Origin of the sequence: Paenibacillus rigui (assembly GCF_002234615.1) — a bacterium.
GTDB lineage: Bacteria > Bacillota > Bacilli > Paenibacillales > NBRC-103111 > Paenibacillus_S > Paenibacillus_S rigui.
Map to the genome: position 1 here is coordinate 23,075 of NZ_NMQW01000015.1, position 26,551 is coordinate 49,625.

21 protein-coding genes are annotated in these 26,551 nt (G+C 53.0%); 10 read left to right on the forward strand and 11 right to left on the reverse strand.

Annotation, left to right across the window (positions count from 1 at the left end):
• The first annotated feature begins 195 nt into the window (after positions 1-195).
• From CF651_RS10310 to CF651_RS10330, 5 genes are all read left to right on the forward strand, one after another.
• Positions 196-3,453: an FG-GAP repeat domain-containing protein gene (locus CF651_RS10310; protein WP_245855824.1), complete on the forward strand. Its 3,258-nt coding sequence runs from the start codon at positions 196-198 to the stop codon at positions 3,451-3,453.
• Positions 3,454-3,526: 73 nt separating this feature from the next.
• Positions 3,527-3,778, forward strand: coding sequence for an acyl carrier protein (locus CF651_RS10315; protein WP_094014776.1), 252 nt, complete (start codon positions 3,527-3,529; stop codon positions 3,776-3,778).
• Positions 3,779-3,785: 7 nt separating this feature from the next.
• Positions 3,786-4,982, forward strand: a complete 1,197-nt coding sequence (locus tag CF651_RS10320; protein ID WP_094014777.1) for a class-II aminoacyl-tRNA synthetase family protein — start codon at positions 3,786-3,788, stop codon at positions 4,980-4,982.
• Positions 4,983-5,044: 62 nt separating this feature from the next.
• On the forward strand, positions 5,045-5,968 hold the full coding sequence (locus tag CF651_RS10325) for a hypothetical protein (RefSeq protein WP_094014778.1): 924 nt from the start codon (positions 5,045-5,047) through the stop codon (positions 5,966-5,968).
• A gap of 107 nt (positions 5,969-6,075) precedes the next feature.
• Positions 6,076-7,230, forward strand: a complete 1,155-nt coding sequence (locus CF651_RS10330) for an MBOAT family O-acyltransferase (RefSeq protein WP_094014779.1) — start codon at positions 6,076-6,078, stop codon at positions 7,228-7,230.
• Between the two features lie 80 nt (positions 7,231-7,310).
• On the opposite strand, the gene CF651_RS10335 is transcribed toward CF651_RS10330, so the two are convergent.
• Together CF651_RS10335 and CF651_RS10340 are read right to left on the reverse strand one after the other, a co-directional pair.
• Positions 7,311-7,532 (reverse strand): hypothetical protein, encoded by a 222-nt coding sequence (locus CF651_RS10335; RefSeq protein WP_094014780.1) that lies wholly within the window; start codon positions 7,530-7,532, stop codon positions 7,311-7,313.
• Complete coding sequence (locus tag CF651_RS10340) at positions 7,529-7,864, reverse strand: hypothetical protein (protein ID WP_179232759.1); 336 nt, start codon at positions 7,862-7,864, stop codon at positions 7,529-7,531. Before CF651_RS10340 ends, CF651_RS10335 begins: the two co-directional genes overlap by 4 nt.
• Before the next feature lie 307 nt (positions 7,865-8,171).
• On the opposite strand from CF651_RS10340, the gene CF651_RS10345 reads away from it, so the two are divergent.
• A complete protein-coding gene (locus tag CF651_RS10345; RefSeq protein WP_094014781.1) occupies positions 8,172-9,140 on the forward strand; it encodes a sugar phosphate isomerase/epimerase family protein in 969 nt (322 codons plus the stop codon).
• A 68-nt stretch (positions 9,141-9,208) separates the two neighbouring features.
• On the opposite strand, the gene CF651_RS10350 is transcribed toward CF651_RS10345, so the two are convergent.
• Positions 9,209-9,424 carry a hypothetical protein gene (locus CF651_RS10350; RefSeq protein ID WP_094014782.1) on the reverse strand — a complete coding sequence of 72 codons (216 nt, stop codon included), beginning with the start codon at positions 9,422-9,424 and terminating at the stop codon, positions 9,209-9,211.
• Between the two features lie 299 nt (positions 9,425-9,723).
• Here CF651_RS10350 and CF651_RS10355 point away from each other — a divergent pair, with 299 nt between their 5' ends.
• Positions 9,724-11,334, forward strand: coding sequence for a nitrite/sulfite reductase (locus CF651_RS10355; RefSeq protein ID WP_094014783.1), 1,611 nt, complete (start codon positions 9,724-9,726; stop codon positions 11,332-11,334).
• 199 nt (positions 11,335-11,533) lie between these two features.
• On the opposite strand, the gene uvrA is transcribed toward CF651_RS10355, so the two are convergent.
• Both uvrA and uvrB read right to left on the reverse strand, forming a co-directional pair.
• Complete coding sequence (gene uvrA, locus CF651_RS10360; RefSeq protein WP_094014784.1) at positions 11,534-14,407, reverse strand: excinuclease ABC subunit UvrA; 2,874 nt, start codon at positions 14,405-14,407, stop codon at positions 11,534-11,536.
• Positions 14,408-14,538: 131 nt separating this feature from the next.
• A complete protein-coding gene (gene uvrB, locus CF651_RS10365) occupies positions 14,539-16,536 on the reverse strand; it encodes an excinuclease ABC subunit UvrB (RefSeq protein WP_094014785.1) in 1,998 nt (665 codons plus the stop codon).
• Positions 16,537-16,798: 262 nt separating this feature from the next.
• On the opposite strand from uvrB, the gene CF651_RS10370 reads away from it, so the two are divergent.
• The gene (locus CF651_RS10370) at positions 16,799-17,593 is read left to right on the forward strand and encodes a flagellar motor protein (RefSeq protein ID WP_094014786.1); all 795 of its coding nucleotides are present in this window, start codon (positions 16,799-16,801) and stop codon (positions 17,591-17,593) included.
• Entirely contained in the window at positions 17,577-18,341 is a 765-nt protein-coding gene (locus CF651_RS10375; RefSeq protein WP_094014787.1) for a flagellar motor protein MotB, read from the forward strand. Before CF651_RS10370 ends, CF651_RS10375 begins: the two co-directional genes overlap by 17 nt.
• Before the next feature lie 185 nt (positions 18,342-18,526).
• Here the strand turns inward: CF651_RS10375 and CF651_RS10380 are convergent, their stop codons facing one another.
• The 6 genes from CF651_RS10380 to ftsE all read right to left on the reverse strand — a co-directional run bounded on the left by CF651_RS10380 (position 18,527) and on the right by ftsE (position 24,555).
• Positions 18,527-19,828: a PDZ domain-containing protein gene (locus CF651_RS10380; protein WP_094014788.1), complete on the reverse strand. Its 1,302-nt coding sequence runs from the start codon at positions 19,826-19,828 to the stop codon at positions 18,527-18,529.
• A 12-nt stretch (positions 19,829-19,840) separates the two neighbouring features.
• Positions 19,841-19,987, reverse strand: coding sequence for a hypothetical protein (locus CF651_RS32235; RefSeq protein WP_179232760.1), 147 nt, complete (start codon positions 19,985-19,987; stop codon positions 19,841-19,843).
• Between the two features lie 142 nt (positions 19,988-20,129).
• The gene (locus tag CF651_RS10385; protein WP_094014789.1) at positions 20,130-21,575 is read right to left on the reverse strand and encodes a S41 family peptidase; all 1,446 of its coding nucleotides are present in this window, start codon (positions 21,573-21,575) and stop codon (positions 20,130-20,132) included.
• 95 nt (positions 21,576-21,670) lie between these two features.
• Complete coding sequence (locus CF651_RS10390; protein WP_094014790.1) at positions 21,671-22,918, reverse strand: murein hydrolase activator EnvC family protein; 1,248 nt, start codon at positions 22,916-22,918, stop codon at positions 21,671-21,673.
• Positions 22,919-22,961: 43 nt separating this feature from the next.
• Complete coding sequence (ftsX, locus tag CF651_RS10395; RefSeq protein WP_094014791.1) at positions 22,962-23,879, reverse strand: permease-like cell division protein FtsX; 918 nt, start codon at positions 23,877-23,879, stop codon at positions 22,962-22,964.
• Positions 23,869-24,555: a cell division ATP-binding protein FtsE gene (gene ftsE, locus CF651_RS10400; RefSeq protein ID WP_094014792.1), complete on the reverse strand. Its 687-nt coding sequence runs from the start codon at positions 24,553-24,555 to the stop codon at positions 23,869-23,871. The genes ftsX and ftsE overlap by 11 nt, the downstream gene beginning before the upstream one ends.
• A 407-nt stretch (positions 24,556-24,962) precedes the next feature.
• Here ftsE and CF651_RS10405 point away from each other — a divergent pair, with 407 nt between their 5' ends.
• Positions 24,963-26,450: a VanW family protein gene (locus tag CF651_RS10405; RefSeq protein ID WP_094014793.1), complete on the forward strand. Its 1,488-nt coding sequence runs from the start codon at positions 24,963-24,965 to the stop codon at positions 26,448-26,450.
• Positions 26,451-26,551: the final 101 nt, after the last annotated feature.

Consider the following 26,551-nt stretch of genomic DNA (forward strand, 5'->3'; position numbering starts at 1 on the left):
GGCTCGAAACAGTTCACACAACGACTTCATCCTCCGCGATGAGATCCCGTTTCCATGCGCTTTATGCCTCGCCTCTGCCTTTTTGAATCCGCACTCCCGTAACCCCGCACGCCATCGACAAAAGTTAACAAACAGCGCTAATCCATGCTATAATGGCAGGGTAGTTCAACCGAGTCATAATTGAGGGATTTGATCTTGAAGTTACTTCCAACCCGATTCCGAATCGCAGGTGCCATTCTTGGTACGCTGCTGATTGCTGTGGTGCTGCTGCTCTCCTTTTGGAACAAAGAGCTGGCCGTGCGGATGCTGTACGTGACCAAAGGCGACAGCTTCGATCCTGCGGCATACAGTCATTTACAGCAATCACTCGTTGCTAATCTGCAGCTGGAGCGGAGCCCTCTGGACAAGCTCACGCTTCGTCAAATGAAGGGCTACGACTCCGTTTATTTGGATGCTTCCTTGCACGGCGCCATGACAGACCCGCAGCGGGAGATGCTGCAGAGTTATGTGGCCCAAGGAGGACATCTGTTCCTTGAAAATGAATTGGCGGCGGACTTCCCGCTGGCCTTTATCGGAGCCAAGCAGCTGGTCGCCCTTCAGCCGCCCCTGGCGTTAGCCGCAAGCACGGGCAAAACCGCCGCTTCCGGCGCACCCGGCTTCAGCTATCCCGAGGTGGAGTTGAATCTGCAGAGCCTGCAGCAGCTGTTCCGGCAATACATCGATAATTACTTGAACCATGACGGTTTTGCCGACTTAGCCAAGTTCGCTTGGGGACAAGGACTCATCCCCTCAACGGCTGAGCCGCTTGTCGCTTGGAACGGTACCGCCTTGTATGCGCTGAACCGCTATGAGAAGGGGACGGTCTTCATCAGCAGCGCCCTGCTGCCGAACCGTTATTACCTGACAGGCTACGACCTGAACAGCGGCATAGATCCGGCGCTCGGGTTCAAGCGTCTTGCAGAGCAGACCAATCAGGCGAAAACGCCGACAGCCGGCGCATTGTACTATGATCGCAGCCAGCTTCCCCTGGAGCCCTACTTTCATTTCACCTTCGCAGCCGCAAGCGCGATGTTCCGCAGTGAATATGCCTCCTTCGTCTCCAAAGAGACGCTGGGGTATACGGTGAAAAAGGTGCTGGGCCCGTACGGGCGGCCGGCGATGTCGCATCAGAACCATTTTGAAGCGATTGAAGCGATCCGCGACGGAGAAGGGATTCAATGGGCCGAGCTGTTGAAGAAATACAACCAAGTCCCCTCCTTCTCCCTCGTCCGCTCCTCCTTTCATTGGGGGCTTTGGCAGGAATCCGTCGCCGTTCATCTGAATGTCGGCGACAAGGATAAGCCGGCCTTTGCCGGAGAGACGCCGAATTCGTTTTATTCCAGCGGAACTCGGCTCATCAGTGACGGCAAAGCGATTCAGCTGGCTCCTTATCCGGATTACCGCTCGCTCGGCGATCCAATTCAGCTGCCGTATCGCGCTTATCCCGCCGTCGCCGACCTGAACGGGGACGGCAAAGCGGATCTGATCGTCGGTTCAGCCGACGGCACGCTCGGAGCTTACCTCAGCGCGGGAGCGCAGCAGGGTGCCTATGCCGGGCAGCAGCTGCCCGGCCCCGCGCCCGATGCCTTCGGCAAGCGCGAGCCGCTGCGGCTGACGAATGGACAGCCGCTCGCCACAACCTCGTACGCCAGCGTCGCCGCGTACGATCTCAATGCCGACGGGCGGCCGGACCTGATCATCGGCCGCTCGGACGGCACGCTGGCCGTCGCCTATGGCGCAGCCGGCGGCGCGTTCGAGCCCCCCGCCCCGCTCACGGCGGGCGGGAAGGCCATTGCCGGGGCGGCCCCTGTGGCCCCGGCCGTAGGCGACGTCACCGGCGACGGCATCCCCGATCTGTTGGTCGGGGATGCCGCAGGCGGGGTGACGCTGTACCGCGGCCACCGTACAGCGGGCCGCGAGGGTACGGCAGGCCCAGGCGCCGGCGGGCCTGTGGGGTTTGACCCGGGCAGCTTGCTGTTCCAGCTGCCTGCGCCTTTTGCCGCGCCGTCGGTGCACGACGTGAACGGCGACGGCAAGGCCGACCTGGTGGTCGGCAACCTCGAGGGCGATCTGCGCGTGTACACGCAGCAGGCCAGCGGGGCGTGGCAGCCCTCCGGCGTGCTGGAGGGCGCCACGCTGAACCAGCTCGGCAACCACGCCCTCGTCGGAGGGCATAACTCCGTACCGCTGTGGTACGACGTCAATCACGACGGCAAGGATGACCTGATCGTCGGCCAACTGGAATTCGGTATGCCGACGACGGTGGACGATCCGAAGTTTCCTTATGCCAAGCAGCTGCAAGCCTTCGTTCAGTACAACAAGGAGCACAGCCTAGACCTGTATCCTCATATATTCGTGCATAACTTTACAAGCGACGCCCAGGAGAAGGAAGAAATCGAGCTGCAGCGCAAGTCGTTCGATACCTTGGGCATCCCGTGGCATATGCCGGGAACGAACCAGCATACGTGGCGCATTAACAATCCCGATCCGACGCAGACGCTGCGCAACGAGCGGGATGCGGGGATTTGGTTCAACTTTGGCTTCCGGCCGGCTAATATTCCGAACGAGCCGCGTCTCGGTGTCCAGTACAACTGGGGCGTACCGTTTCTCATGACCGATCCGAAAACCGGGAAGCCGTCGGATCCGCCGATGCTTCTTTCTACACCGGCGCCTGTTCTCAGACTGGATGCGCAAAATTCAACAGAGGATTTATTCCAAACGTATATCGATCAGGACTGGCCCATCGATTACTTCGAGCATATCGAGTACCATTTCCCGGCACGGGTCGGCGAGCTGCTCGAATTCGTCAAGTATTTGGATAACGTGCGCAATCAGCAAAGCTATAATTTCATGACGGAGACCCAAATGGCCCGCTCCGTGCTCAATACATTAACAACACACGCTGAGGTTTCCCGTTCCTGGCTGGATGCGCTGCTGGATCGTGCCAAACGCCTTGCGGGTCTTCACAGCTCGCCGGCTATCCGGATCCGCCCGGTCACAGACGGAGTTCCCGTTCAAGCCGGGGAATATAAAGGAACGCTCGGCCTCGTTATCGAACGAGGGCAGGCTTATGCAGACCGGCTTCCGGTTACCTCCTCGGATGTGTTCGAACTCCGCGGCGGCAAGCTGTATCTAGGCGCTCCGCGGTCTACGCAAGTTCAGTTCAAGCTTGCGCCGGTGAAGGAAGCGCCACAGCCCCATCTCGTGCGCTCTAACGTCCCTTATACCCTCACCAAGCAGGAGGGACGGTGGACGGTGGAGCTGCAAGCAGGCGGCATGCAGCAAATTCAGCTGTGGAGCGATAAGCCGGTCACGATCGAAGGCGACCAGCTCCAGGTCAATCGGGACGAGGCCGCACAGACGTACACCATTACCCATTTCGGCGCATCGGCCAAAGTCACGATCCGGTTCTGACGACCGGATCTTTGACTGTCACATTACCGCTGCGCCTGCTTTTAACCATCAGACCATTCAAGGAGGAACTCCCATGCAAGACCTGCTCCAACAGCTTGAGGATCATATTCGTACCCGTTATGAAATTGAAGCCGATGACGATGATTTTACCGTAGATGTCCATCTGTTCGACTATGGCTATATCGATTCCATCGGCGCGACTGCCCTGATCGCCCATATCGAAAAAACGTACGGCATTCAAGTGACAAACCAGGACCTCATGCTGTATTCTATGAACACAGTACGGGAAATCGCTGATTTCATCCAACAAAAGACTGCGAGGTAATTAAATTATGGAATGCGTCGTATCCCTCGAGGGACTGGCATCGAGCCAGCATGGTCAAGTTAAATACGCCGCCGCCTTCATCGACGAGCATATACAGGATATCCGGCTGGAGAACGAGCAGCTTACGATTATCCATGAATCCCCCAAAGGCAACGAAGCGATCGAATCCCAGGTCCGCCGCTTAATTGAGCGCTTTTCCCATGGCGATTTCGGCTTCAAGGAAAACATTTTATTCGAGCATAAGGTGGACACCCCTTACGAAGGCGACATTATCGCCGAGCTCGTGGAACGTAAGATTATTAAGGTGCTGGAGCCGGGCCTTTTCATTTTCCGTGAGCCGTTCTCCAGTCTGATGCGTTTTCTCGATTATTCGTTCGTTACGAAGATCGCGAATCGCTTTACCGGCATTACCGAGGAATCGTACCCGGCTGTCATTCACGCCGATACCTTGAATAAAACGAATCACTTCACCTCGTTCCCGGAGCACATTCATTTCTTGACGCATCTGCGCGAGGATCTGGACATCATTGAGAACTTCTCCCAGACGATCCGCGACGCGGGCGGCTGGAAGCAGGAGGATGCGCTGGACCTGAACACCAGCATGCCGAAGCCGAAGTTCACCATGAACCCTTCGACCTGCTACCATTGCTATGAAGGCTTGCAAAATGAGACGCTGGAGGGCGACGGTCTCGTCGTTACCGCCATCTCCAAATGCCATCGCTTCGAATCTCGCAACCATACGGACTTCGGCCGTTTGCTCGACTTCAGCATGCGGGAAATTATCTTTGTAGGTAAGCCGGATTTCGTCAAAGAAAACCGCCTGCGCTCCATCGAATATTTGAAGGAGCTTGCCGTGGAGTGGAACGTGGACAGTATGCTCGAAATTGCAAATGATCCATTTTTCACAAACGATTTCCAGGTCAAGGCATCGTTCCAGCGCAATCAGGAGATGAAATATGAGCTTCGCCTGACGATTCCGCACGTAAAGAAATCGATCGCCTGCAGCTCGGTCAATTTCCACAGCAACACCTTCGGTACAGCGTTCAACATTAACATGGGCAAACGGAAAGCCGTTACCGGCTGCGTAGGCTTCGGTATCGAGCGCTGGGCCTTCGCCTTCCTGGCTCAGTACGGGCTGGAAGAGAGCGCCTGGCCGGAAGCGTTCCGCGAGCAATACCATGCATGGCAGCAAAAGTCGCTTTAATTATTAGCTATAATCCTGGTACTTCCGGCTTCACACATTAAATGATAAGATGTGGTATCCTTATGAAACTTTTTGCTGGCTTACGGCGCAGCAGCTTCGTGCTGCTGCTGTTGGCCGTCTTTATTTGCTCGGACGTCGCCATTTCCTATTGGAACCCTATGGAGACGTCACGGCGCTTTTATAAGAATGATTTCACCAAAACGCTCTACCACCACGGGTGGCTTGACCACGGCCCCGTCTTTTTCGGCAATTCGGCCGTAACCGGTGCTTTTATCGAAAATGAATCGAATTCAGGCCTCATCGAAATGGGCCTCTCTTACGGTAAGCTGACCGATCTCAAGGAAATTTTGAATCGGCAGCTTTTCCATGTAGAACGGGAGCTTGTCGTCGGTATTGACGTGCATACGATGATTGACAGCCTGGACACCGACCCGACTTACCCGTGGTTCAAGCCTTGGTACCAGCCTTATGTATACACCTACCGCGATTACTTCCGCGACTCCGGTTCGGAATTCGTCCGCAATCTGTACAAGGGTACCCTGGACCTGAACCGCTCCGAGATGCTCGCCTATGAGCCCCGCTGGATCGATAAGGAGCTGTACCCCGGTCAGAAACCGCCCGCTGAGCTGAAAGCCAAGTGGGACGACTACGACAAGCGCTTCGGCTGGATGTCGCAGCACGATTACAAGGATAACCTGCAGGCGCTCGATGCCATTATCCGCTATGCGGAAGAGCATCAATTGAAGCTGAGAGTCGTCTGGATGCCGTGGAACAAAGCCTACACAGTTCCCCGCTACATGCCGGGTCTACAGGAAGAGGTCAATCAGCGGCTCGCCGCACATCAGATACCTGTCTTGAACTTACTGCAATCTTACGATGCCCGCTACTTTCACGACCTCGTCCATTTGAGCCGTGATGTTGGCGCTCCCGTATTTACGAAGGAGGTGGATGCATGGCTCCAATCGCTCGCAAAATCCTCGAAATAATCATTTACACGGCGATGCTGATTATGGTTCTCGTGTATTTTACCGGCAAAGGCCTGTTCATTTACGAAGGGTTCTAGCCCGCCATCTTGTCGCAAGGGAGTTTCGCTATGTGGTACTTAAATATGAACGCGGTCATGGCGATGAGCGGCATGATTCTCGTTCTGGCATTGACCCGGTGGTGGCCGCATAACAAACGTGTGCTGCTGTTGGCCTTCAACCTTTGTTTCTTACTGGTATTTAGCAAGAAGCTTTTTATCTTCTATGTCGTCTACACGCTGTTAAACTACTTGGGCTTCTTATTCCTGTGTCATGTCACCAAGTGGCGGCAGGGCTGGTTCATTACGGCGATTGTGCTGAATGTTGCGGGCGTATCGTGTCTGCGGCTCTTCGGCATGAAGGTTCTTGAAAATCCACTGTTTGATACGGTTATCCTGCTCGGCTTGATCTACAACGTGCTCAAGGTCATTGATGCGTATTATTTCGCCTACTTCTTCGGCAAGGATGCCCGCGTCAAGCTGATGGATTACGCGAACTTCATCCTGTTCGTGCCTACGTTCACATCGGGACCGATCCTGAAGTTCAAGGATTTCATGGCGGATACGAAGCAGCCATACCGCTTGAACGCAGCGCAGGTGGAGGACAGCATCAAGCGGATCATTAAAGGGATGTTCAAAAAGATCGTTCTCGTCACCTGGATGACGGATTTATTCAACCATATGCAGGCCCAGGAGCTGCACACGCATCAGTCCCTGTTCCTAATGATCTGGTTCTACGCTTTAATTTTCTTCGACTTCTCGGGCTATTCGGACATTGCCATCGGGTTCGGCCGTTTAATGGGCTACAATATGCCGGAGAACTTCAAGAAGCCGTTCCAATCGCCTACCTTAACGCAGTTTTGGCGCAATTGGCATGCGACCCTGGGAGACTGGTTCCGGGAGCACATCTTCATGTTCTTCTCCCGCCAAGCTCCGAGCCGATGGACAGCCGCAGGCTTGTCCGTGCTCATTATGGTCCTTATCGGCCTCTGGCACGGCTTCAGCTGGCTTTACTTCCTGTATGGCCTCTATCACGGCATCGTGATGGCGCTGGAGAACCTGCTCGGCAAATCGACGGTCAACAAGAAAAAGGTGTCGCGCGCCTACTTTTACGCCCGCTGCCTGCTGACCCAAGCCATCGTTACCTTCTCCGTCATTGTGTACAGCGGCAGCGAGGATACCGTCTTCAAAATATATCGCGGCCTGTTCCACTGGCCCTGGTCATGAGAAAAGCGAAAAGAGTCTTCCCCTGCCAGTCGCAGACGGAAGACTCTTCTTTTGTATATAAGGCTTATCCGGATAAATGATTATGCGTATAAGGCCAGACACTTTCGCAGTTGGGTCGAGCTGTATAAATGTGCTTCCATGCCAACGACTTCAATTCTTTCCAGCGCTTCCATGTCAAAATCCCCACTCCGTTCCCGGCTCCCTTGCGTCGCACGGAGGGTTTGAATCAGCTGTGGAATTACCTTATGGTCACTCGAAACGAACGTTACCGGTATTTCTTTGTTATCAATGCAAATTCTCACGCCGATTCCTCCTTTTCCAATTCCTTTACATTTTCGCTGTCTCCCGCTTGGATGGGGCCCAGCTTCACATGACCTACCCTCTCCTGCATCCAGCCTTGAACGGCTGTGCACTGGATCTGGGTTTGGGTAGCAGAGATGAACAATTCGCCGACGGGCTGATACACCTGGTTGTGATCCTTTTTATGAACGTATACGCTGCCTGATTTACTATCGATATTGAGCGAAATTTGATTGGACAATTCGACCAAGCATGTGGACTTTTTAAAGTGATTAGGGAAACGAAGCCATTTTCCAGTAGTCGTTTCAACAATTTGAGTATCTTTGCTATACATATTTGATCCGCCCTCTCTTCAAAAAGTAAGTTCCTTCCGCACGGTACCGACGGGTTCATCTCGGCAAATTCAAAACCCACCTCTCCTTCAATTTTTTCGATACTGTCTTTAGTTTATCGGTTTTGTACCGCAAAGAAATGGGAACGATGTCGAGAGGACTTGTCGAACTTCATTTTTTTTATATATGGAGCAAAAGTTTGTTGTTCTGTCCGCATCTTGCACTTTGAGTTGTCCCGAAACAGTGTTATAATTTGAGGAGTCGCGTTACGTACACGCGTACATTTTTCATTTATTTTGGAGGTGTCGTATGAAGTTAGGCGTTTTTTCTGTATTGTTCGGACAAAAACCTTTTGAAGAAGCATTGGATTACATCGCTTCCAAAGGCTTGGACGCTGTAGAGTTGGGTACCGGCGGCTACCCGGGTAATGCGCATTGCAACCCCGATGTGCTGCTGGCGGATGAAAGCAAGCTGAAAGCCTTCAAAAAAGCCGTTGAGTCCAGAGGCTTGTTCATCAGTGCCTTGAGCTGTCATGCCAATCCCCTGCATCCTCAAAAAGCAATCTCAAAAGAACATCAGGAAATCATCCTTAAAACCATTGAACTGGCTGAAAAGCTTGAAGTCCCTGTTGTGAATACATTCTCCGGCTGCCCCGGCGATCACGAGGATGCCAAATATCCGAACTGGCCTGTGGCACCATGGCCGCCTGATTTCCAGGAAATTCTGGACTGGCAGTGGTCTAATAAAGTCATTCCTTACTGGACGGAAACCGGTAAATTCGCCGCGGCGCGCAATGTCAAAATCGGACTCGAGCTCCACGGCGGCTTCTCGGTACATACGCCTGCCACGCTCCTGCGTCTGCGCGAAGCGGCCGGCGAAGTGATCGGAGCGAACCTCGATCCAAGCCATATGTGGTGGCAAGGGATTGATCCGGTGCAGGCCGTTCAAGTATTGGGCCGTGCAGGCGCAATTCACCACTTCCATGCGAAGGATACGACCATTGACCCGATCAATGTGAACAAGCACGGTTTGACGGATATGCAGCCTTATACCGCGATGCTCGATCGCGCGTGGCAGTTCCGTACCGTCGGCTTCGGTCATGACTTGAAAACATGGGCAGACATCCTGAGCGCACTGCGCCTGGTTGGCTACGACTATGTTGTCAGCATTGAGCATGAGGACGGCTTGATGTCGATTGACGAAGGCTTCACCAAAGCGGTGCAAAACCTGCAGCAAGTGCTGATCAAGGAGCCGCTCGGCGAGATGTGGTGGGTGTAAGACCACAACGAAAAGCCCTTAAACCAACAGGTTTAAGGGCTTCTTTAGTGTGCGTGGTACAACCGATCTTATATTTTGTCCATCCAGTTCATGACCATGACAACATCCATAATCAAGAACACAAGCAAACTTACAACTCCGAAACCGATAGCAAAAGGATTTTTCTTTGCAGCCATCAGCAAGCGAACCACACCAATCGCGATTACAATCGTAAACAAAATAACGAATGGGTCAAAACCGGTAAATTTACTCGCTGCTTGTGCTGCCTCAGCGGCCAAAAACATCGAGAGACCTCCTTTATTATACAAAAATGCTTAACTTCTATCTTAGCTTGACTCGCAACGAAGTGCAAGCAATAAAACCCAAGTGTAACAAGTTTGTCAACTTTTGCCGAGCTGCAGAGCAAGAAGGACATCTACCTCCCCCGTATAACGCAACTCCTTCAGAATTATAATAAATCCTTATAAGTTGTACATGTTTTCCGATTTACGTTCCCTGGTAATCATGATACTATTAGGATAGGCTTTTCATACTATTTTAATCGGATTTACGTTCTTTACATTAAGGGAGGCGCTCAAGTAACATGGCATACGAACCGATTTGGATGGCAGACCCGTCCAAACTGAACAAGGTCGAGCTTCAAAAGATCGAAAAAGACGGCCTTGATGTGATCCGCACCATTATTGAACAATACGCAACGGAAGGCTACGACGCGATTACAGAGGATGATATGAACCGCTTCAAATGGGCCGGCGTTTACGAGCAAAAGCCAAAAGACGGCCATTTCATGATGCGCGTACGTATCAATTCCGGGGTGATGACTTCCGCACAAGCTCGCGCTTTGGCAGAAATAGGCCAATTGTACGGACGCGGCTTGATCGACGTTACAACACGTCAAGCGATTCAATACCACTGGCTTCGCGTTGAGAATTTGCCGGACATCTTCAAGCGTCTGGAAGCTGTAGGCTTGTATTCCTTCGAGGCTTGCGGCGACTGCCCGCGTACAATCGTTGGTAACCCGCTTGCAGATATCGATCCGGACGAACTGATGGATACGACAGCTCTGGTGAATCAGGTGAACGATTTCTTCCTGCTGAACCGTGATTTCTCAAACCTTCCACGTAAATATAAAATGTCCATCTCTTCAAATATTTATAACTCAGGTCACGCAGAAATTCAATGCTTGGCTTTTACACCGGCTACCAAGGTGATCGACGGCCAAGAAGTACTTGGCTTCCATGCATGGGTAGGCGGCGGCTTGTCTGCTAAGCCTCACCTGGCGAAGCAGCTTGATATGTTCGTCAGACCGGAAGAAGTACTGAAGGTAGCTATCGGGGTAACGACGATTTATCGTGACTACGGCTATCGCGAGAAGCGTCACCACGCCCGTCTGAAATTCCTCATGGCCGATTGGGGTCCGGAGAAGTTCAAAGACAAGCTGATTGAGCTGATTGGTGACATGCCTTCCCTCGGAGAAGATAAAACGATCGGTTGGAAGGCCGCTTACTTCGACGGCGTTCATCCGCAAAAACAACAAGGACTGAACTACATCGGTCTGAGCGTTCCTGTAGGCCGGTTGAATTCGGAAGAGCTGATTGAGCTGGCCCGTATCTCTGATGAGTACGGCGACAGTACCATCCGCACGACTGTTTCGCAAAATATCATCCTCTCCGGTGTACCTGATGCGAAGGTAGAAGCTGCACTGCAAGAGAAGGTATTCGAGCGTTTGACTCCGAATCCGGGTCATTTCATGAGCCGTACAGTATCCTGTACAGGGAACGAATTCTGTAACCTGGCTGTCGTTGAGACGAAGAAACGAGCGGTCAGCGTTGCTGAGTATCTGGATGCTCATGTCGAGCTGGATGAAGAAGTACGCATTCACTTCATCGGCTGTCCTAACGCTTGCGGTCAAAAGCATATTGCCGACATCGGTCTTCAAGGCGCTTTGGTGAAAACGCCAGAAGGCATGGTTGACGCATTTGATTTGGCTGTAGGCGGTATCCTTGGTCCTAACGCGCAGTTTAACACGACGCTGAAAGGCCGTGTCAAAGGCGATGACGTTGCTCCTGTTCTGGCTCAACTGATTTTGTTCTATAAAGAAAACCGCAGTCCGGAAGAAACGTTCAATCAATTCGTGAACCGTGTCGGTGCGGCTGCGTTCCAAGAAAAGCTTACCGAGATTCTTGCTTCTTAAATCCGGCGGCAGGCCATCTTGATAGACGGCGAAGCCTGTTATCCTTTGCTCGATGAAACGTAACTCATAAAGCACATGTGTCACATGTGCCTACAAAATAAACCCAGCCACAATGCGGCTGGGTTTATTTCGATTTTTGCATATAAGCAATGATTCTCGCTCTCCGGCTCCAGGATTGACCAGCCGGCAAATTGGTACGTTAAATGACACTCTGCTCCAGCCGTTTGGCATAGTCCTTGGAACGAATCGTATCCCTCTCCAGAATCGGCTTCAGGTACCGGCCTGTATAAGAGCCCTCCACCTTTACAACATCCTCTGGCGTTCCCGTTGCCACAATAGTCCCGCCTTTGCTGCCGCCCTCAGGGCCCAGGTCAATGATGTAATCGGCTGTCTTGATGACATCCAGGTTGTGCTCGATCACGAGTACGCTGTCGCCGTTCTCTACCAAGCGGTGCAGTACCTTCAGCAGCCGGTCAATATCATGGATATGCAAGCCTGTCGTAGGCTCATCCAGGATATAGATTGTCTTGCCTGTACTTCTGCGGTACAGCTCGGCAGCCAGCTTCACGCGCTGCGCTTCCCCGCCCGACAAAGTAGTAGCAGGCTGACCTAAGTCCATATAGCCTAAGCCGACATCCAGCAGCGTCTGCAGCTTGCGATGTATCCGCGGGATATTCTTGAAAAATTCACAAGCATCCTCAATCGTCATCCCGAGCACTTCCGAAATATTTTTCCCCTTGTAATGGACCTCCAGTGTTTCGCGGTTGTACCGTTTGCCCTTGCAAATTTCACATGGAACATACACATCGGGGAGGAAATGCATCTCGATTTTGATAATGCCGTCACCACGGCACGCTTCACAGCGCCCACCTTTGACGTTGAAGCTGAAGCGGCCTTTTTTGTAACCCCGCACCTTCGCTTCATTCGTGTTCGAATACAGGTCACGGATGTCGTCAAATACGCCTGTATAGGTGGCCGGATTGGAGCGCGGGGTGCGCCCGATGGGAGACTGGTCAATATCGATGACTTTGTCTACATGCTCCAGCCCGACGAAGTCGCGGTACTCGCCAGGACGCACCTTGGCCCCGTTCAATTCCTTCGCCAAAGTCTTGTACAATATTTCATTAATGAGCGTACTCTTGCCGGAACCGGAAACGCCGGTGACGCAGGAGAAGACACCCAGTGGAATTTTCACACTGACATTGCGCAGATTGTTTTCCTTGGCTCCCTTGATCTCAAGCCATTTGCCATTCGGTTTGCGCCGGTCTGCGGCAATAGGAATGAACTTTTTCCCGCTTAAATATTGACCTGTTAACGAATTCGGATCGTCCATAATTTCCTTCGGCGTTCCCTGGGAGACAACCTTGCCTCCATGGATACCGGCACCTGGACCGATATCGATAATGTAATCAGCGGCCATCATCGTATCCTCGTCATGCTCCACTACGATTAACGTATTCCCGAGATCGCGCATATGCACCAGCGTCTGGATGAGCCGATCGTTGTCCCGTTGATGCAGTCCGATGCTCGGCTCATCCAAAATATAGAGCACGCCCATCAAGCTCGAGCCGATCTGTGTCGCGAGACGGATACGCTGGGCCTCACCGCCGGAAAGAGTCCCCGCCGCACGGTGCATCGTTAAATAATCCAGACCCACATTTACCAAGAAGCCCAGGCGCGCCTTGATTTCTTTTAAAATGAGATGTGCAATCTGAAGCTCCCGCTCATTCAAATCCAACGATTCGAACCATTCCTGGGAATCCCCGATGGATAAGGAGGTGACGTGAGCGATGTTCTTTCCGTTGATCGTTACTGCCAACGTTTCCGGCTTCAAGCGCTGTCCCTTGCATTTGCCGCACGGCTTGGAGCTCATATAGGTTTCAATATGCTCGCGGATGCCTTCGGAGAACGTATCCCGGTACCGGCGCTCCAGATTATGAATGATCCCTTCAAAAGCGACCATCGCTTCTTTCCGGTGCCCCATATCGTTCTCATAGCGGAAACGCACCTTTTCGCCGCCCGTGCCATACAGCAGCTTTTTCATATGCTCCGCGGACAAGTCGGCTACCGGCACGTTCTGCGGAATGCCGTAATGCTCGCAGACCGCCGCCAAAAATTGCGGATAATAGTTCGACGTGCTTCCTGCCCACGCCTCGAACGCTCCCTCTTCAATAGACAGCTTCGGGTTCGGCACAAGCAGATCCGGATCGACAATCATCTTGCTGCCCAAGCCGTCACATTCAGGGCAAGCCCCGAAAGGGCTGTTGAAGGAAAACATTCTCGGTGCCAGCTCCTCGATGCTGAAGCCGCACTCCGGACATGCGAGGTTTTGACTGAACAGCAGCTCTTCCTTCTCCATCACGTCGACGATGACCCGGCCGTTCCCGAGCTTAAGCGCGGTTTCGAGGGAATCCGCCAGCCGCGACTGGATGTCCTCCTTCACCACGATCCGGTCGACGACCACTTCGATGCTGTGCTTCTTGTTCTTATCCAGCTCGATTTTATCAGAGATGTCCATGACCTCTCCATTGACCCGTACGCGTACAAAGCCCTGCTTCTGGATATCCGCCAGCAGCTTGGAATGCTCGCCCTTGCGGCCGGATATAACCGGCCCCATAATTTGCAGCCTTGTCCGTTCAGGGTACTCCATAATCCGGTCCACCATTTGTTCCACGGTCTGGGACGTAATTTCAATTTTATGATCCGGGCAGTGCGGACGCCCAATTCGGGCGAACAGCAAGCGCAGGTAGTCATAAATTTCGGTAACTGTACCTACGGTAGAACGCGGATTGCGGCTGGTCGTCTTCTGATCGATGGAAATCGCGGGGGACAAGCCTTCGATGGAATCCACATCCGGCTTATCCATTTGTCCGAGAAACTGGCGTGCATAAGCGGACAGAGACTCTACGTATCTTCTCTGCCCTTCCGCATAGATCGTATCGAACGCAAGCGATGATTTGCCTGAACCGCTCAGGCCCGTCAGCACGACGAAACGGTCACGCGGAATTGTTACGTCGATATTTTTCAAATTGTGCGCTCGCGCGCCTTTGATCACAATATTGTCTCTAGCCACTTACTTTCCACCATCCTCCATGATAAAACGGCCCATCGGCTGATGCTATGTCAGGCGCCTGCAATAGGTACCGCTCCTATTTACTATTTATTGACAATCGATTCCATGGACTTTATTACCCAGTATAACCACTAAAGGTCTGCTTTTAACTCCAGCACCGCGTCACGAAGCTCGGCGGCCCGCTCGAACTGCAGATTCTTGGCCGCTTCTTTCATTTCCTGCTCCAAACGCTCGATGAGCGACATACGATCCTTCTTCGACATCTTCGCATCCTTCACGTCGGCCAAATAATCGGCCTTCGATTCGGCTACCTTCACCGCTTCAATAACATCGCGTACCTTCTTCTGAATCGTTTGCGGTGTAATGCCGTGCTTCTCATTGTAGGCAAGCTGAATTTCGCGGCGGCGGTTCGTCTCCCGAATCGCTTTGTCCATCGAATCCGTTATTTTATCGCCATACATAATGACGCGCCCGTTCGCATTCCGCGCCGCGCGGCCAATTGTCTGAATGAGGGAACGTTCCGCACGGAGGAAGCCTTCCTTATCCGCATCGAGAATCGTGACGAGCGACACCTCCGGCAGGTCAAGACCTTCTCTGAGCAGGTTAATCCCGACCAGGACGTGGAATACGCCAAGCCTCAAATCCCGCAAAATAGCCATACGCTCCAACGTCTTGATATCGGAGTGCAAATACCGGACCTTGATGCCGACCTCCTTCAGATAATCGGTCAAATCCTCGGCCATTTTCTTCGTCAGCGTTGTGACCAGCACCCGCTCATCCTTGCGGATCCGTTCATGAATCTCGCCCAGCAAATCGTCGATCTGCCCTTTGGTCGGCCGCACTTCAATAATCGGGTCAATCAGACCCGTCGGACGGATGATCTGCTCCACCATAACCGGGCAATGCTCCAGCTCAAAAGGCCCCGGCGTCGCGGAGATGAATACCGCCTGCTTCACCTTGGACTCGAATTCCTCGAACCGCAGCGGACGGTTATCCATCGCCGATGGCAGACGGAAGCCATGGTTAACGAGCACTTCCTTGCGCGCCCGGTCCCCGTTGTACATCCCGCGGATTTGCGGCAGCGTCACGTGCGACTCATCGACCATCAGCAGCATGTCGTCCGGGAAATAATCGAACAGCGTATACGGTGTTGCTCCGCGCTCACGGAACGTCAACGGCCCGGAATAGTTCTCGATACCGGAGCAGAAGCCCATCTCCTGCATCATCTCGATATCATAGCGGGTCCGCTGCTCCAGCCGTTGGGCTTCCAGCAGCTTACCATCGCTCCGCAGCTCTTCCAATCGCTCCTCAAGCTCCCGTTCAATGTTCACAAGCGCTCTCTTCATCGTATCTTCATGGGTTACGAAGTGGGATGCCGGGAAAATTGCGATGTGATCCCGCTCGCCAAGGATCTCGCCGGTCAGTACGTCGATCTCCGTAATGCGCTCGATCTCGTCACCAAACAGCTCCACCCGAACCGCCTGCTCCCCGTGGGATGCCGGGAAAATCTCAATGACATCGCCACGCACACGAAAGGTCCCGCGTACGAAGTTGATATCATTGCGCTGATACTGGATATCGATCAACCGATGCAAAATGTCGTTGCGGGACCGCTCCATCCCTACCCGCAGGGAGAGCACCAGATTTCCGTATTCGATCGGGGAACCCAAGCCATATATGCACGACACGCTCGCCACAATAATAACATCGCGACGCTCGAACAACGAGCTGGTCGCAGAGTGGCGAAGCTTATCGATTTCTTCGTTGATGCTTGAATCCTTTTCAATAAACGTATCCGAAGACGGGATATACGCCTCCGGCTGGTAATAGTCGTAATAGCTGACGAAATATTCGACGGCATTATTCGGAAAAAACTCTTTCAGCTCCGCACACAGCTGTGCCGCCAGCGTCTTGTTGTGCGCGATAAGCAGCGTCGGCCGGTTCAGCCTCGCAATCACCTGAGCCGCCGTAAACGTTTTCCCCGTTCCCGTCGCTCCAAGCAGCGTCTGATACCGCTGTCCCGCTTGAATCGTCTCTACCAGCTTCTCGATCGCCTGAGGCTGATCTCCCTGTGGAGCAAAGTCCGAGACCAGCTCAAAAGGTTTATAGCTCATCGGTACTTCGTTCATTTCATCACCCGCCTATTGAAAAAGATCATTTTCTATAAACTTTTACACCTGAATGTCCGATAAATACTATGCGCATATCGACGCAGGTTGACTCCGTTCGACTTTTTCCTCTATAGGAATACTTGTTCCCATTTATTATACCTTTTTTCACCTTTTGTTGCAAACGGATAAAGCTTCCTTCCATCCGCTATTGCAAGATTGGGCATGAAGGCATAGACGCACAAGCGCATCTTAATTTACTTATTCTAGGGGTGGTACAAAGGTGGATTTAACAACGATTATCGGTCTCGTCATAGGCTTAGGCGCCTTGGTAGGTGGTTATGTGTGGGACGGCGGTCACATCAGCGCCTTGATCGTCCCGAGTGCGATGCTGATCATTTTCGGGGGCACCATCGGGGCCATTGCAATCAGCTTCCCGATGTCCCGCCTGAAGGAAATAGGCCAAGCTTTGAAAATGGCATTTACAGAGACAAAGCGCGATCCGCGAGCTACCATTGAGGAGCTGGTGGATATGGCGAGCATTGCAAGAAGAGAAGGCGTGCTGGCTTTGGAGCAGCGGGCTCAGGAACACAGCAACACCTTTCTGCGTGATGGTCTGATGATGGTTGTCGACGGTACCGATCCGGAGCTGACTCGGCAAATTTTGGAGCTGGAAATGGATGCCCTCGAGCACCATCATGAAGGCTGGGCCAAAATATTCGAAGCCGCTGGCGGATACGCCCCGTCCATGGGGATCATCGGTACGGTTATGGGCTTGATCCACGTATTGGGGAATCTGTCCGATCCAAGCACCCTCGGGCCTGCTATCGCAGTAGCTTTTACGGCTACGCTGTACGGCGTATCCTCAGCTAACGTTGTGTACCTGCCTATCGCGCAAAAAATTAAAATTCGCAGTAAAGAGCAAATTTCCGAAATGGAACTGATGCTTGAAGGTATTCTTGCACTGCAGGCGGGCGAAAATCCTCAATTGATCAAAAAGAAATTGAATTCCTTCCTGCACCAGGACCATAAGAAAGCGGCAGAAGGCGAAGGTGATAGCGGTGGCGAGGAAGTCTAAGAATCATGGCAGTCATGAGAATCATGAACGATGGCTCATTACCTATGCGGATTTGATTACGCTCCTGCTCATCTTTTTCGTTATCATGTATGCAATGAGTAAGATCGACAACGAAAAGTATCAGGTGCTCGCACAAGCGCTCAGCTTCGAATTCAAAAAGTCCGATACCGTGATGCCGATGGGCGAAGGCGTTCTGGGCCGAGTAAGTACGGCCAAGGCTCAGGAAGGCGAGAAAACGCAGGACGATGAGAAGGAAAAGAAAGAGAAAGAAGAAAAAGAGAAGCGTGAGCAGCAGCTGGAGGATTTGCTGAAGAAGGTTCAGCAATATATTGAAGTAAACAACCTCCAAGCTCAGGTTGCCGCTGCAAATACGCCGAGGGGCGTAGCCGTCACGCTGAACGACTTGTTCTTGTTCGATCTGGGGAAAGCGGAATTGAAGAAGGATGCTTATCCGATCCTGAATCAGCTCGCCAGCCTCTTCCCTACGCTGAATACTACGATCAGTATTGAAGGCCATACGGATAATTTACCGCTTGCTACAGGCTCAATCTACAGGGATAACTGGGGCTTGTCCAATGAACGCTCCTTGTCGGTGCTCCGTTACTTCATCAATAACGCAGGGCTTGAACCGAGAAAGTTCATTTCCACCGGTTACGCAGACACCCGTCCTGTAGCCGACAACAATTCTCCTGAGAATCGCTCCAAAAACCGCCGCGTTGAAATTGTCGTGCTGCGGGAGCCGAATTAGGGGTATCTACCGAGGATAACCGGCTTTGCCATTTTTCAGGATGGCATGCGTTGTCAAGGTTGACGAAAGTTGTGAAACTTATACTTTCCTATCTACTCAAAAAAAGCTGTCAGACGCATTTCTGCGTTATGACAGCTTTTTTTTGTAGGAGACCGGCCATAGAATGGTCCGGCTGGTCTTGCCGCTTACATCGGCTTGGTGCCCGAGGAAGGCTTGCTGAGCAATCCGACGAGCTTTTTCCTTACATAAGCGATAATGTGTGTTTGCTTTTCTTCCGCATAGTACATCGCCTCTTGATCAGGCGCTAGCAGGATACCGAGCTGGTGATGCTCCCCGGAAAACAGCGCGTGCTTCACGAACTTGGTCTCTCCCTCCAAGTTCAGCACTTCCAGCTTGCAAAAGGCTGAATTCAGCTGCATCGCTTGATGCAGCTCCCGTTTGGTATGAACGGCGACTCCGTTCACCTTGTGAATGATCTCCCCCGCCTCCAGCTCCAGCCCTGCAGCGGCACTGTTCGGCAGGATCGCGAGGATCTTCAAGCCTCGCTTATCATGCACGAAGATCGGGCTTCGCTTGGCCTCGTCCCAACGGCTGTAGACGAGAAGCCCTTCGTGCAGCGCGATGCACAGCAGCGACGATAGTACCGTAAGCACAGGCGCCAGCTTGGCCAGTATGGCCAGCAGCAGCACAGCGACGGCGTAACCTGCCAGCAGCTTCGCGCTCATGCGCACCTTCTCCTTCGGCAGCCGGGAGCGCGTCATCTCGGCAAAGCCGATCATGACCGGAAAGCCGACGATCGTCCAGCCACCGCTCCACAGATCTCCGCCCAGCAGCGGTGTCCACGGTAGAGGGACCGTATTCGCCCCCTGCATAGGGACGAGCAGGAACAGCGCCAGCGGCCAAAACCCTTGCAGGTGGTAGCCTCCGACGATTTTGCCCCGCTTGCTTTCGTAAAACATCGGCGTCGCTGTGCGCGTCCCCTGTTGGCGGACGAACAACGCCTCCACCAAATGGAGCACAGCTACCAGCGCCAGCAGCGCCGGCATGTTCAGGCTTTGCAATGCGCCTGTAAACCATGCAGCTCCATCCGAGGAGCCAAGAAGGCTAAGGGACGGGAACCAACCGAGAACCGCTTGGAGTATACCGATCACACCGATCGCATATGCCCAGCACAGAAAGCGTACGCGAAACAAAATCAGCAGCAGCGAAACGATCCACAGCAGAAGGATCGCCTCTGCTTGAATGGTGGCTCCCACCACGGCCATCAGCACGGAGGCTAACAGTCCGCCGATCCAGCCCCAGAGCACGGTGCGCCACGTTTCCGACACCAGCGAATGCAGCTTGGTATGAAACAGCTTTCGTTCAAACAGGATTTGTCTGCGATACTGCAGCACAATGAATATAATGCCTACATAGTAGAACGGATGGGTTAACAGTTGAAGCAGGGCGTGAAGCCCTTTTTGTACCACTTCCATAAACATGGCCATCGGACTGCTCCTTTACTTGGATAACGGCTTCGCCGTATCTCGTGGAACGGCTTGCTTGTCTAAGTAATTGCCACCTAAGATGAATACAAGGATAAACGGCTTCGCCATCGTTCCAGATGGCACGCGTTTGCCAAGGTAACCGAAGTATATGAAACTCATACTTCTTACCTACCTAAAAAAGATTAGAAAAGCTGGACAACCCAGCCTTCCTAATCTTTTCGACGTGCTGTATTCAATTTCCTCCCAGCCCCTTAACTTTCCGGTTGGAGGAGCCCCCGTCAAGCCTTCCGGCTTACCGGGATCATTTGGCCATTTGCGTCTGAATTTGCTGTACAGCGGCCTTCAGCTGCACATCGTTTTTCGGATCCTTAATCTCGTTCAAAATCGCTTTTTCCAGACGGTTGGCCGTTTCCGCGTCCACCTCTCCGGTGATCGGCAGATTTTGCGTCCGCTGAAACGCCTTGACCGAGAGTGCCGTTTTCTCGCTGAAATATCCGTCGGACCGGTCCGGACTTAGGCCAAGCCCCGCCAGCATGATCTGCAGGTTCTTAACATCCTCGGAGTTCGAATCCGGCTTCAAGGTCGATTTCTTGCTGAGCGGCGCGACTTTGAAGTAGGCCGGCTGTTCGACTGGGATATCCGCCGCAATTCCTTTTTTATGAATCCATGTTCCATTCGGCGTCAGCCACTTGTACACGGTCATTTTGATGTTGCTGCCGTCTCCCATTTCCTTCTCGAACGTTACCTGCACCGTACCCTTGCCATAACTCGTCTCTCCGACCAGCTTGCTGCCGGCCGAATCGTGCAGAGCCCCTGCCAATATCTCCGAGGCGCTTGCACTTCCTTTGTTGATCAGCACGGTTACCGGGTAATTTTTGCCGGTGCCTTGGGAATTCGTCGCTTCAATCTCACCTTTACGGTTCTCAATCTTCACGATCGGCTTCCCCTTTGCCACGAACGGCTCTACAATCTCGACGACAGCGGACAATAAGCCGCCCGGGTCATTACGCACGTCGATGATCAAGCCCTTCATGCCCTTGGCTTCCAGATTAGCCAGCTCGTCTTTAAACCGCTTGGCCGTATTACTGGAAAACTGACGGATCTCGATTTTGCCGATATTGCCGGACATCATCTCCGCATAGACCGTTTCCACATCGATATCGTCACGAACGACGATCATCTGAATAGGGTCCTGCGTTCCCGGACGGACGATTTCGAGCTTCGCCTGCGTCCCTTTGGGACCGCGGATTTTCATAATCGCCTGGTTGAGGGTAAGCCCGTCGAGCTTTTCACCATTGACCGACAAAATGACGTCTTTCGCATGCAAGCCCGCTTTTTCCGCCGGCGAGCCCTTAATCGGTGCGACAATCGTCACCTTCCCGTCATCGGAGGATACTTCGGCGCCAATTCCTTGGAACGAGGAGGTGATGCTCTCATCAAACTGCTTCGCCTCATTCTGATCCATATACACCGTAAACGGATCTTCGAGCGTCGAGAGCATTCCGTTAATGGCCCCGTTCACGACCTTCTCCTTGTCCACGTCGGAAAGAAACTTGTTCTCGATCAATGAATACGTCGTCGAGATTTTGTTCAAATCCTTGGTGGTCAAGCCTGACTTGACTGCTGCAGTCCCCTCCTTGCCCGCTACGGCAAAGATAGACGGATTCACGATCGTGAGCGTCATAATGCTGCTGGCGAACATAGCCAACAAAATAAATGCCAATACCGTACGACCTTTAAATGTCATTGCTTCTTCCACACCGCCTTTTATCCACTCGTCCCTATGAGGCCAACTCACTCATTTGTAGTATATGACAAGCCATTAGAAATTATTAACAGCGGTTAACGCAAGTAAGGCTTCGGATCGACCGGCTCCGAATTGACCCTCACTTCAAAGTGCAGATGGTTGCCGGTGGATTCACCGGTTGAGCCGACCTCTGCGATTTTCTGTCCACGTTTTACCGTATCGCCCTTCTCGACTACCGTGCCGCCGTTGCGGATATGACCGTACAGCGTCCAGTAGCCGCCACCGTGGTCGATAATGACCGTATTGCCGTAGCCGCTCCACCAGGAGGCCACAATAACGACGCCATCACCTGCTGCCAAAATGTCCGTTCCATTCGGCATCGCCAGATCAATCCCTTTATGAAGCTTCTTGGCACCGGTAAAAGGATCCGAGCGGTAACCGTAGTCCGAGGACATCACAGCCAGCTTCGGCAGCGGGTAGCCGAACTTACCGCCTGCAAACGAAGGGGTAATCAGCGGACCGCCGCCGCTTCCGGATTTGGCTTTCGCCGCAGCCGCACGGGCGGCTGCTTCATCCGCCTCCTGCTTCCGCTTGGCGGCCATCAGCGTGGACTGCTGCTTCGCAAATGCGATCATGTTCGCTTCTTCGTCTTCCGTAATTTCCTCTTGTTCCTTTTGCTTCTTGTCCAAACTTGCAATCAGCACATGCTTTTCTTTGTCCTTCTGCTGCAGATCCGCATTCGTAGCGGACTGCTGACCATACAGATCGCTCAAATCGGCAAGCTTCTTCTGCGATTGAGCTTCCTTTTCCACCTTCACCGCGCGATCGTGCTGGTTATCCTCCAGTATCTTCTTATCTTGACTGGCAATCGATTTCAGAGCATACAAACGATCCAGGAAGTCGCCGAAGCTGGTCGCATTGAGCAGAACGTCCGTGTAAGACACAACACCGTTCATATACATCAACCGAAGGCGGGATTTTAACAGCGCATCACGCGCTTCAATCTGCGCCTCCACCTCATCCACCTGCTGGCCGATATCCTTCAATTCCGCTTTCGTATTAAAAATCTGATCGTTCAGGGTATTCAGCTTCACATTGGAATCCTCAATTTGCTTCTGAAGCACCTTGAGGTCCGCTTCCACCTGCTGCTTATCCTTCTGCACTTTGTTAATCTCATTTTGTGCGGTGGTCGCCTTTTGCTGCGAAGCCGATATCTTTTTCTTCAAATCGTTCAGCTGCTGCTCAATTTTCTGCGAACCGGATACGGCATAAGTGAGCTGCGGCGTCATCAGCGTTCCAATCAAGCCTGTAGTGACAACGAGAGACAGAAAAGTCTTCTTCAACCTTTGTTTCCTCCCCTGATACTTACCCGTGGCCGGGCAATTGCTACACACGCAAAAATTTACGGACCGACAGCATACTTCCCCAGATCCCGATCATAATACCAATGCCGAGCAGCAGTGCTGAAAGCGTCAAAGATATTTGCTGAAACGGGAGCAGCTTGACCATCAGCATATTCAAATTCGCGTCCGCGAAATTCATCAGCTCATAATAGCCGTACAGCAGCAGCGCAACAGGAATGACTGAACCCGTTACCCCAAGCAGCATACCTTCTATAAAAAACGGCCAGCGAATAAAGGAATTCGTCGCACCGACCAGCTTCATAATCGCAATCTCCCGGCGCCGGGCTACAATCGTCAGCTTGATGGTATTGGCAATGAGAAACATCGCCGTCAAGGCAAGCCCGGCTACAAGGATTAGACCGATATAGCGAACGATTTGCGTAACCTTGAACAACGTTTCCACGGTGCCTTGGCCATAGCTGACACGATAGATCGGTTTGCTCGGCTTACCTGTATTGATTTGGTTAATTTTCTGGGCAACCGTTGCAACCTCTCTCGGCTGGGTTACCTCCACCGTGAACGAGTCGTTCAGCGGGTTGTTCTCCCCTTCATAGCCTTCGGTTAATTGCTTGCCGTTCTCCCCCAGCTTATCTCTCAAGTAAACGAGTCCTTCATCCTTCGACACGAAGGTCACCTTGTCCACCTGCGGCAGTGCAGCGATTTCATTCTGCAAAGGGGCGACCTGCTCCTTCGGTACGTTGACGTCCAAATACACCTTGATCTCTACCTGCTGCTCGATCTGCTCGGCCAAATAATTGACATTGAGCGTCAGCAGCAAAAAGATCCCTAATATAAACAACGAAATAGCAATGGAGCTCACTGAAGCGAATGACATCCAGCCATTGCGGATCACATTTTTGCCGCCTTCCCGTAAGTGGCGGACCCCTGTGTTAATCCTCATAGCCGTATTCACCCCTTGCTTCATCACGCGCGATTTGGCCCTGCTCAATGGCAAGCACCCTTTTGCGCATCGTGTTCACGATCTCTTTGTTGTGGGTAGCCATGATGATGGTGGTGCCCCGGAAATTAATTTCCTCCATCAGCTTCATAATGCCCCAGGACGTTTCCGGATCCAGGTTCCCTGTGGGTTCATCTGCAATGATTACCGAAGGATTGTTCACAATCGCACGCGCAATCGCAACCCGCTGCTGCTCTCCCCCGGACAGTTGGGTCGGCAAGGATCCGGCTTTGTCACGAAGGTTCACGAGCTCCAGCACCTCGCTCACCCGTTTGCGGATCAATTTCTTCGGAGCTTCGATCACTTCCATCGCGAAAGCGACATTTTCCGCTACGGTCAGCTTTGGCAGCAAGCGAAAATCCTGAAAGATCACCCCGATATTGCGGCGAATGTAAGGAATTTTACGCTGCTTCAGCTTCTCCAGATTAAACCCGTTCACAAAAATGCTGCCCTTGGTCGGTCTTTCCTCTCTATAAATCAATTTCATGAATGTCGATTTTCCTGCACCTGATGGCCCTACGACATATAAGAATTCGTTACGGTCGACTTTGACGCTGATGCCTCTGAGTGCGTGACCCCCGTTTGGGTACGTCTTCCATACGTCCTGCATTTCAATCACGTTATCACATCCTGAATTTTCTGTAGCTAATATAAGTTCGACATAAATAGGTAAAATCCTCTGCTTGCTTGTGAATTTCAACACTTTTTTCACAATTTGGAATGACTTCACACGGAGTGGCAATGGTGCGGGCAGGAAAGTTATACGGCTTCAAGCATATACATAGAAAGGTACGAGCCGTGCTTGTCAATGAGATTCATTTAACCCAAGCTGCCCCGTCAAGGAAAAGGATAAACGACTTAGCCGTTTTTCAAGCTGGCACACGTTTGTCAAGGTAGACGAAGGTTGAGAACTTAACCTTTCTCATCTACTGATAAAATCTCTATCGAGGCTTGCGAAGATGAGCGGCCTCGTTCAGCGGTTGGTTTTAGCTATTTGAACGATTATGATCAAAGGAGACCTGTCTCATGGCTCGTCATTCCCATCTTATCGTGCGGCTGCTGATCGGCCTGCTGCTCGTGGCCGCTTCGGCCTGCGGGTCCGTCGCATGGTACGGCTCCCAGTCCACGCTGCCACCTGGGATTACTCTGGAGGGCTGGCCCGTCGGCGGCCTGTCCATCGATGCGTTCGAGCGCCAGCTGGCCGAGCACAAGCAGCGGCTGCTCGGTCAGGTCGTGCGCATCTCGAGCGAACGGAGCGACATGCCGCTCGCGCCTGCGGACTGGACGCTCGAGCAGCTCGGCCTCACCCTCCCGCTGGAGGCCGTGACGGCCAAGCTGCAGCCGCTGCGATCCGGCTCGCCGTTCCAGCGGGCGCTGTACCGCTACGGGCTGCGCCGGCAGGCGTGGGATCTGCCTGCGGCCTTCGACGCCGGAGCGCTGCACGCCTCGCTGCAGCGCGGCTTCCCCGGCGTCTACGCGCAGCAGCCGGTGGACGCGCAGCGGATCGTCGGGCCGCAAGACGCGATCAGCTACGTGCCCGACGCGGGTGTGCTGCGCATCGATGAGGCGAAGCTCATCGGGCAGCTGTACGCGGTGCGGCCGGCGCTTGGCACGGTCGCTGCAGCGGAGGGAGCGTCCGGCGCTGCGGGGGCCCGCTCCGCCGTGCCGGTAGCGGTCCTTCCCTTGCCCTTCTACAAGCAGGAAGCGGCTGTTACCATGCGCACGCTCCAAGCCCAAGGCATTGAGCGGAAAATAAGCGAATTCTCAACGGCCTTGGCGCAGAACAGCGAAGGTCGTCTGCATAATGTCTGTTCCACGGCAGCATCCATCCACGATCTGCTGCTGGCTCCGGGCGAAGTGTTCGACTACGCCAAATATATCGCCGAGACCGAAGCCAAGTTCGGCTTCAGGGAAGCGCCCGTCATCCTGAACGGGAAGCTTGTTCCCGGCATTGGCGGAGGCATCTGCCAGGTGTCCTCCACCTTGTATAATGCCGTGCTGCGTGCCGGACTGGACATTGTTGAACGCCGGAACCATTCCCTTCCCGTCAGCTATGTTCCTCTGGGGCAGGATGCAACCTTCGCCAGCGGCTATATCAACTTCCGGTTCCGTAACAGCACGCCCCATTACTTGCTTTTGCGCACATCTGCCAACGAGAACCGACTCACAGTCAAACTGTTCGGACAAATTCCTTCGGATGTGACGTACACCATCGAGTCGAAAACGGTCGAGACGCTGGAGCCCCCCGTTAAATATGTGCTCAACCCTACGCTGCCTGCAGGTCAAATCCAAAAGCTGTCCAGCGGCCAGCCGGGCTACGTGGTGGAAACCTACCGCTACAAAAATCAGAATGGACAGCGGGTCGCCACAGAGCGGATCTCCCGCGATACGTATTCAGCCCAGCCGACCATTTACGCGTCGAATCAAGCCGGCACGGCTTCACCGCATGTGCCCAACGGCCAGCCTCAGGCCCCGCTTATTGAGGATGGGGTCAGGGGGCCTGCCTTTCCTTAGCTTATAGAGATCAGCGGTGCCACTCCGGGGCATAGAAGGCCCTATTTACGAAAAACCCGGCCTCTCGCTCATTGGCGAAGGGCCGGGGTTCCATTTTTCCA

Excerpts from the sequence above, each read along its gene's own strand:
- CF651_RS10315 (WP_094014776.1), top strand. The coding sequence starts at position 3,527 with ATGCAAGACCTGCTCCAACAGCTTGAGGATCATATTCGTACCCGTTAT.
- CF651_RS10320 (WP_094014777.1), top strand. The coding sequence starts at position 3,786 with ATGGAATGCGTCGTATCCCTCGAGGGACTGGCATCGAGCCAGCATGGT.
- CF651_RS10325 (WP_094014778.1), top strand. The coding sequence starts at position 5,045 with ATGAAACTTTTTGCTGGCTTACGGCGCAGCAGCTTCGTGCTGCTGCTG.
- CF651_RS10330 (WP_094014779.1), top strand. The coding sequence starts at position 6,076 with ATGTGGTACTTAAATATGAACGCGGTCATGGCGATGAGCGGCATGATT.
- CF651_RS10340 (WP_179232759.1), bottom strand. The coding sequence starts at position 7,864 with ATGTATAGCAAAGATACTCAAATTGTTGAAACGACTACTGGAAAATGG.
- CF651_RS10345 (WP_094014781.1), top strand. The coding sequence starts at position 8,172 with ATGAAGTTAGGCGTTTTTTCTGTATTGTTCGGACAAAAACCTTTTGAA.
- CF651_RS10350 (WP_094014782.1), bottom strand. The coding sequence starts at position 9,424 with ATGTTTTTGGCCGCTGAGGCAGCACAAGCAGCGAGTAAATTTACCGGT.
- CF651_RS10355 (WP_094014783.1), top strand. The coding sequence starts at position 9,724 with ATGGCATACGAACCGATTTGGATGGCAGACCCGTCCAAACTGAACAAG.
- uvrB (WP_094014785.1), bottom strand. The coding sequence starts at position 16,536 with ATGAACGAAGTACCGATGAGCTATAAACCTTTTGAGCTGGTCTCGGAC.
- CF651_RS10380 (WP_094014788.1), bottom strand. The coding sequence starts at position 19,828 with ATGGCCATGTTTATGGAAGTGGTACAAAAAGGGCTTCACGCCCTGCTT.
- CF651_RS32235 (WP_179232760.1), bottom strand. The coding sequence starts at position 19,987 with ATGAGTTTCATATACTTCGGTTACCTTGGCAAACGCGTGCCATCTGGA.
- CF651_RS10385 (WP_094014789.1), bottom strand. The coding sequence starts at position 21,575 with ATGACATTTAAAGGTCGTACGGTATTGGCATTTATTTTGTTGGCTATG.
- ftsX (WP_094014791.1), bottom strand. The coding sequence starts at position 23,879 with ATGAGGATTAACACAGGGGTCCGCCACTTACGGGAAGGCGGCAAAAAT.
- CF651_RS10405 (WP_094014793.1), top strand. The coding sequence starts at position 24,963 with ATGGCTCGTCATTCCCATCTTATCGTGCGGCTGCTGATCGGCCTGCTG.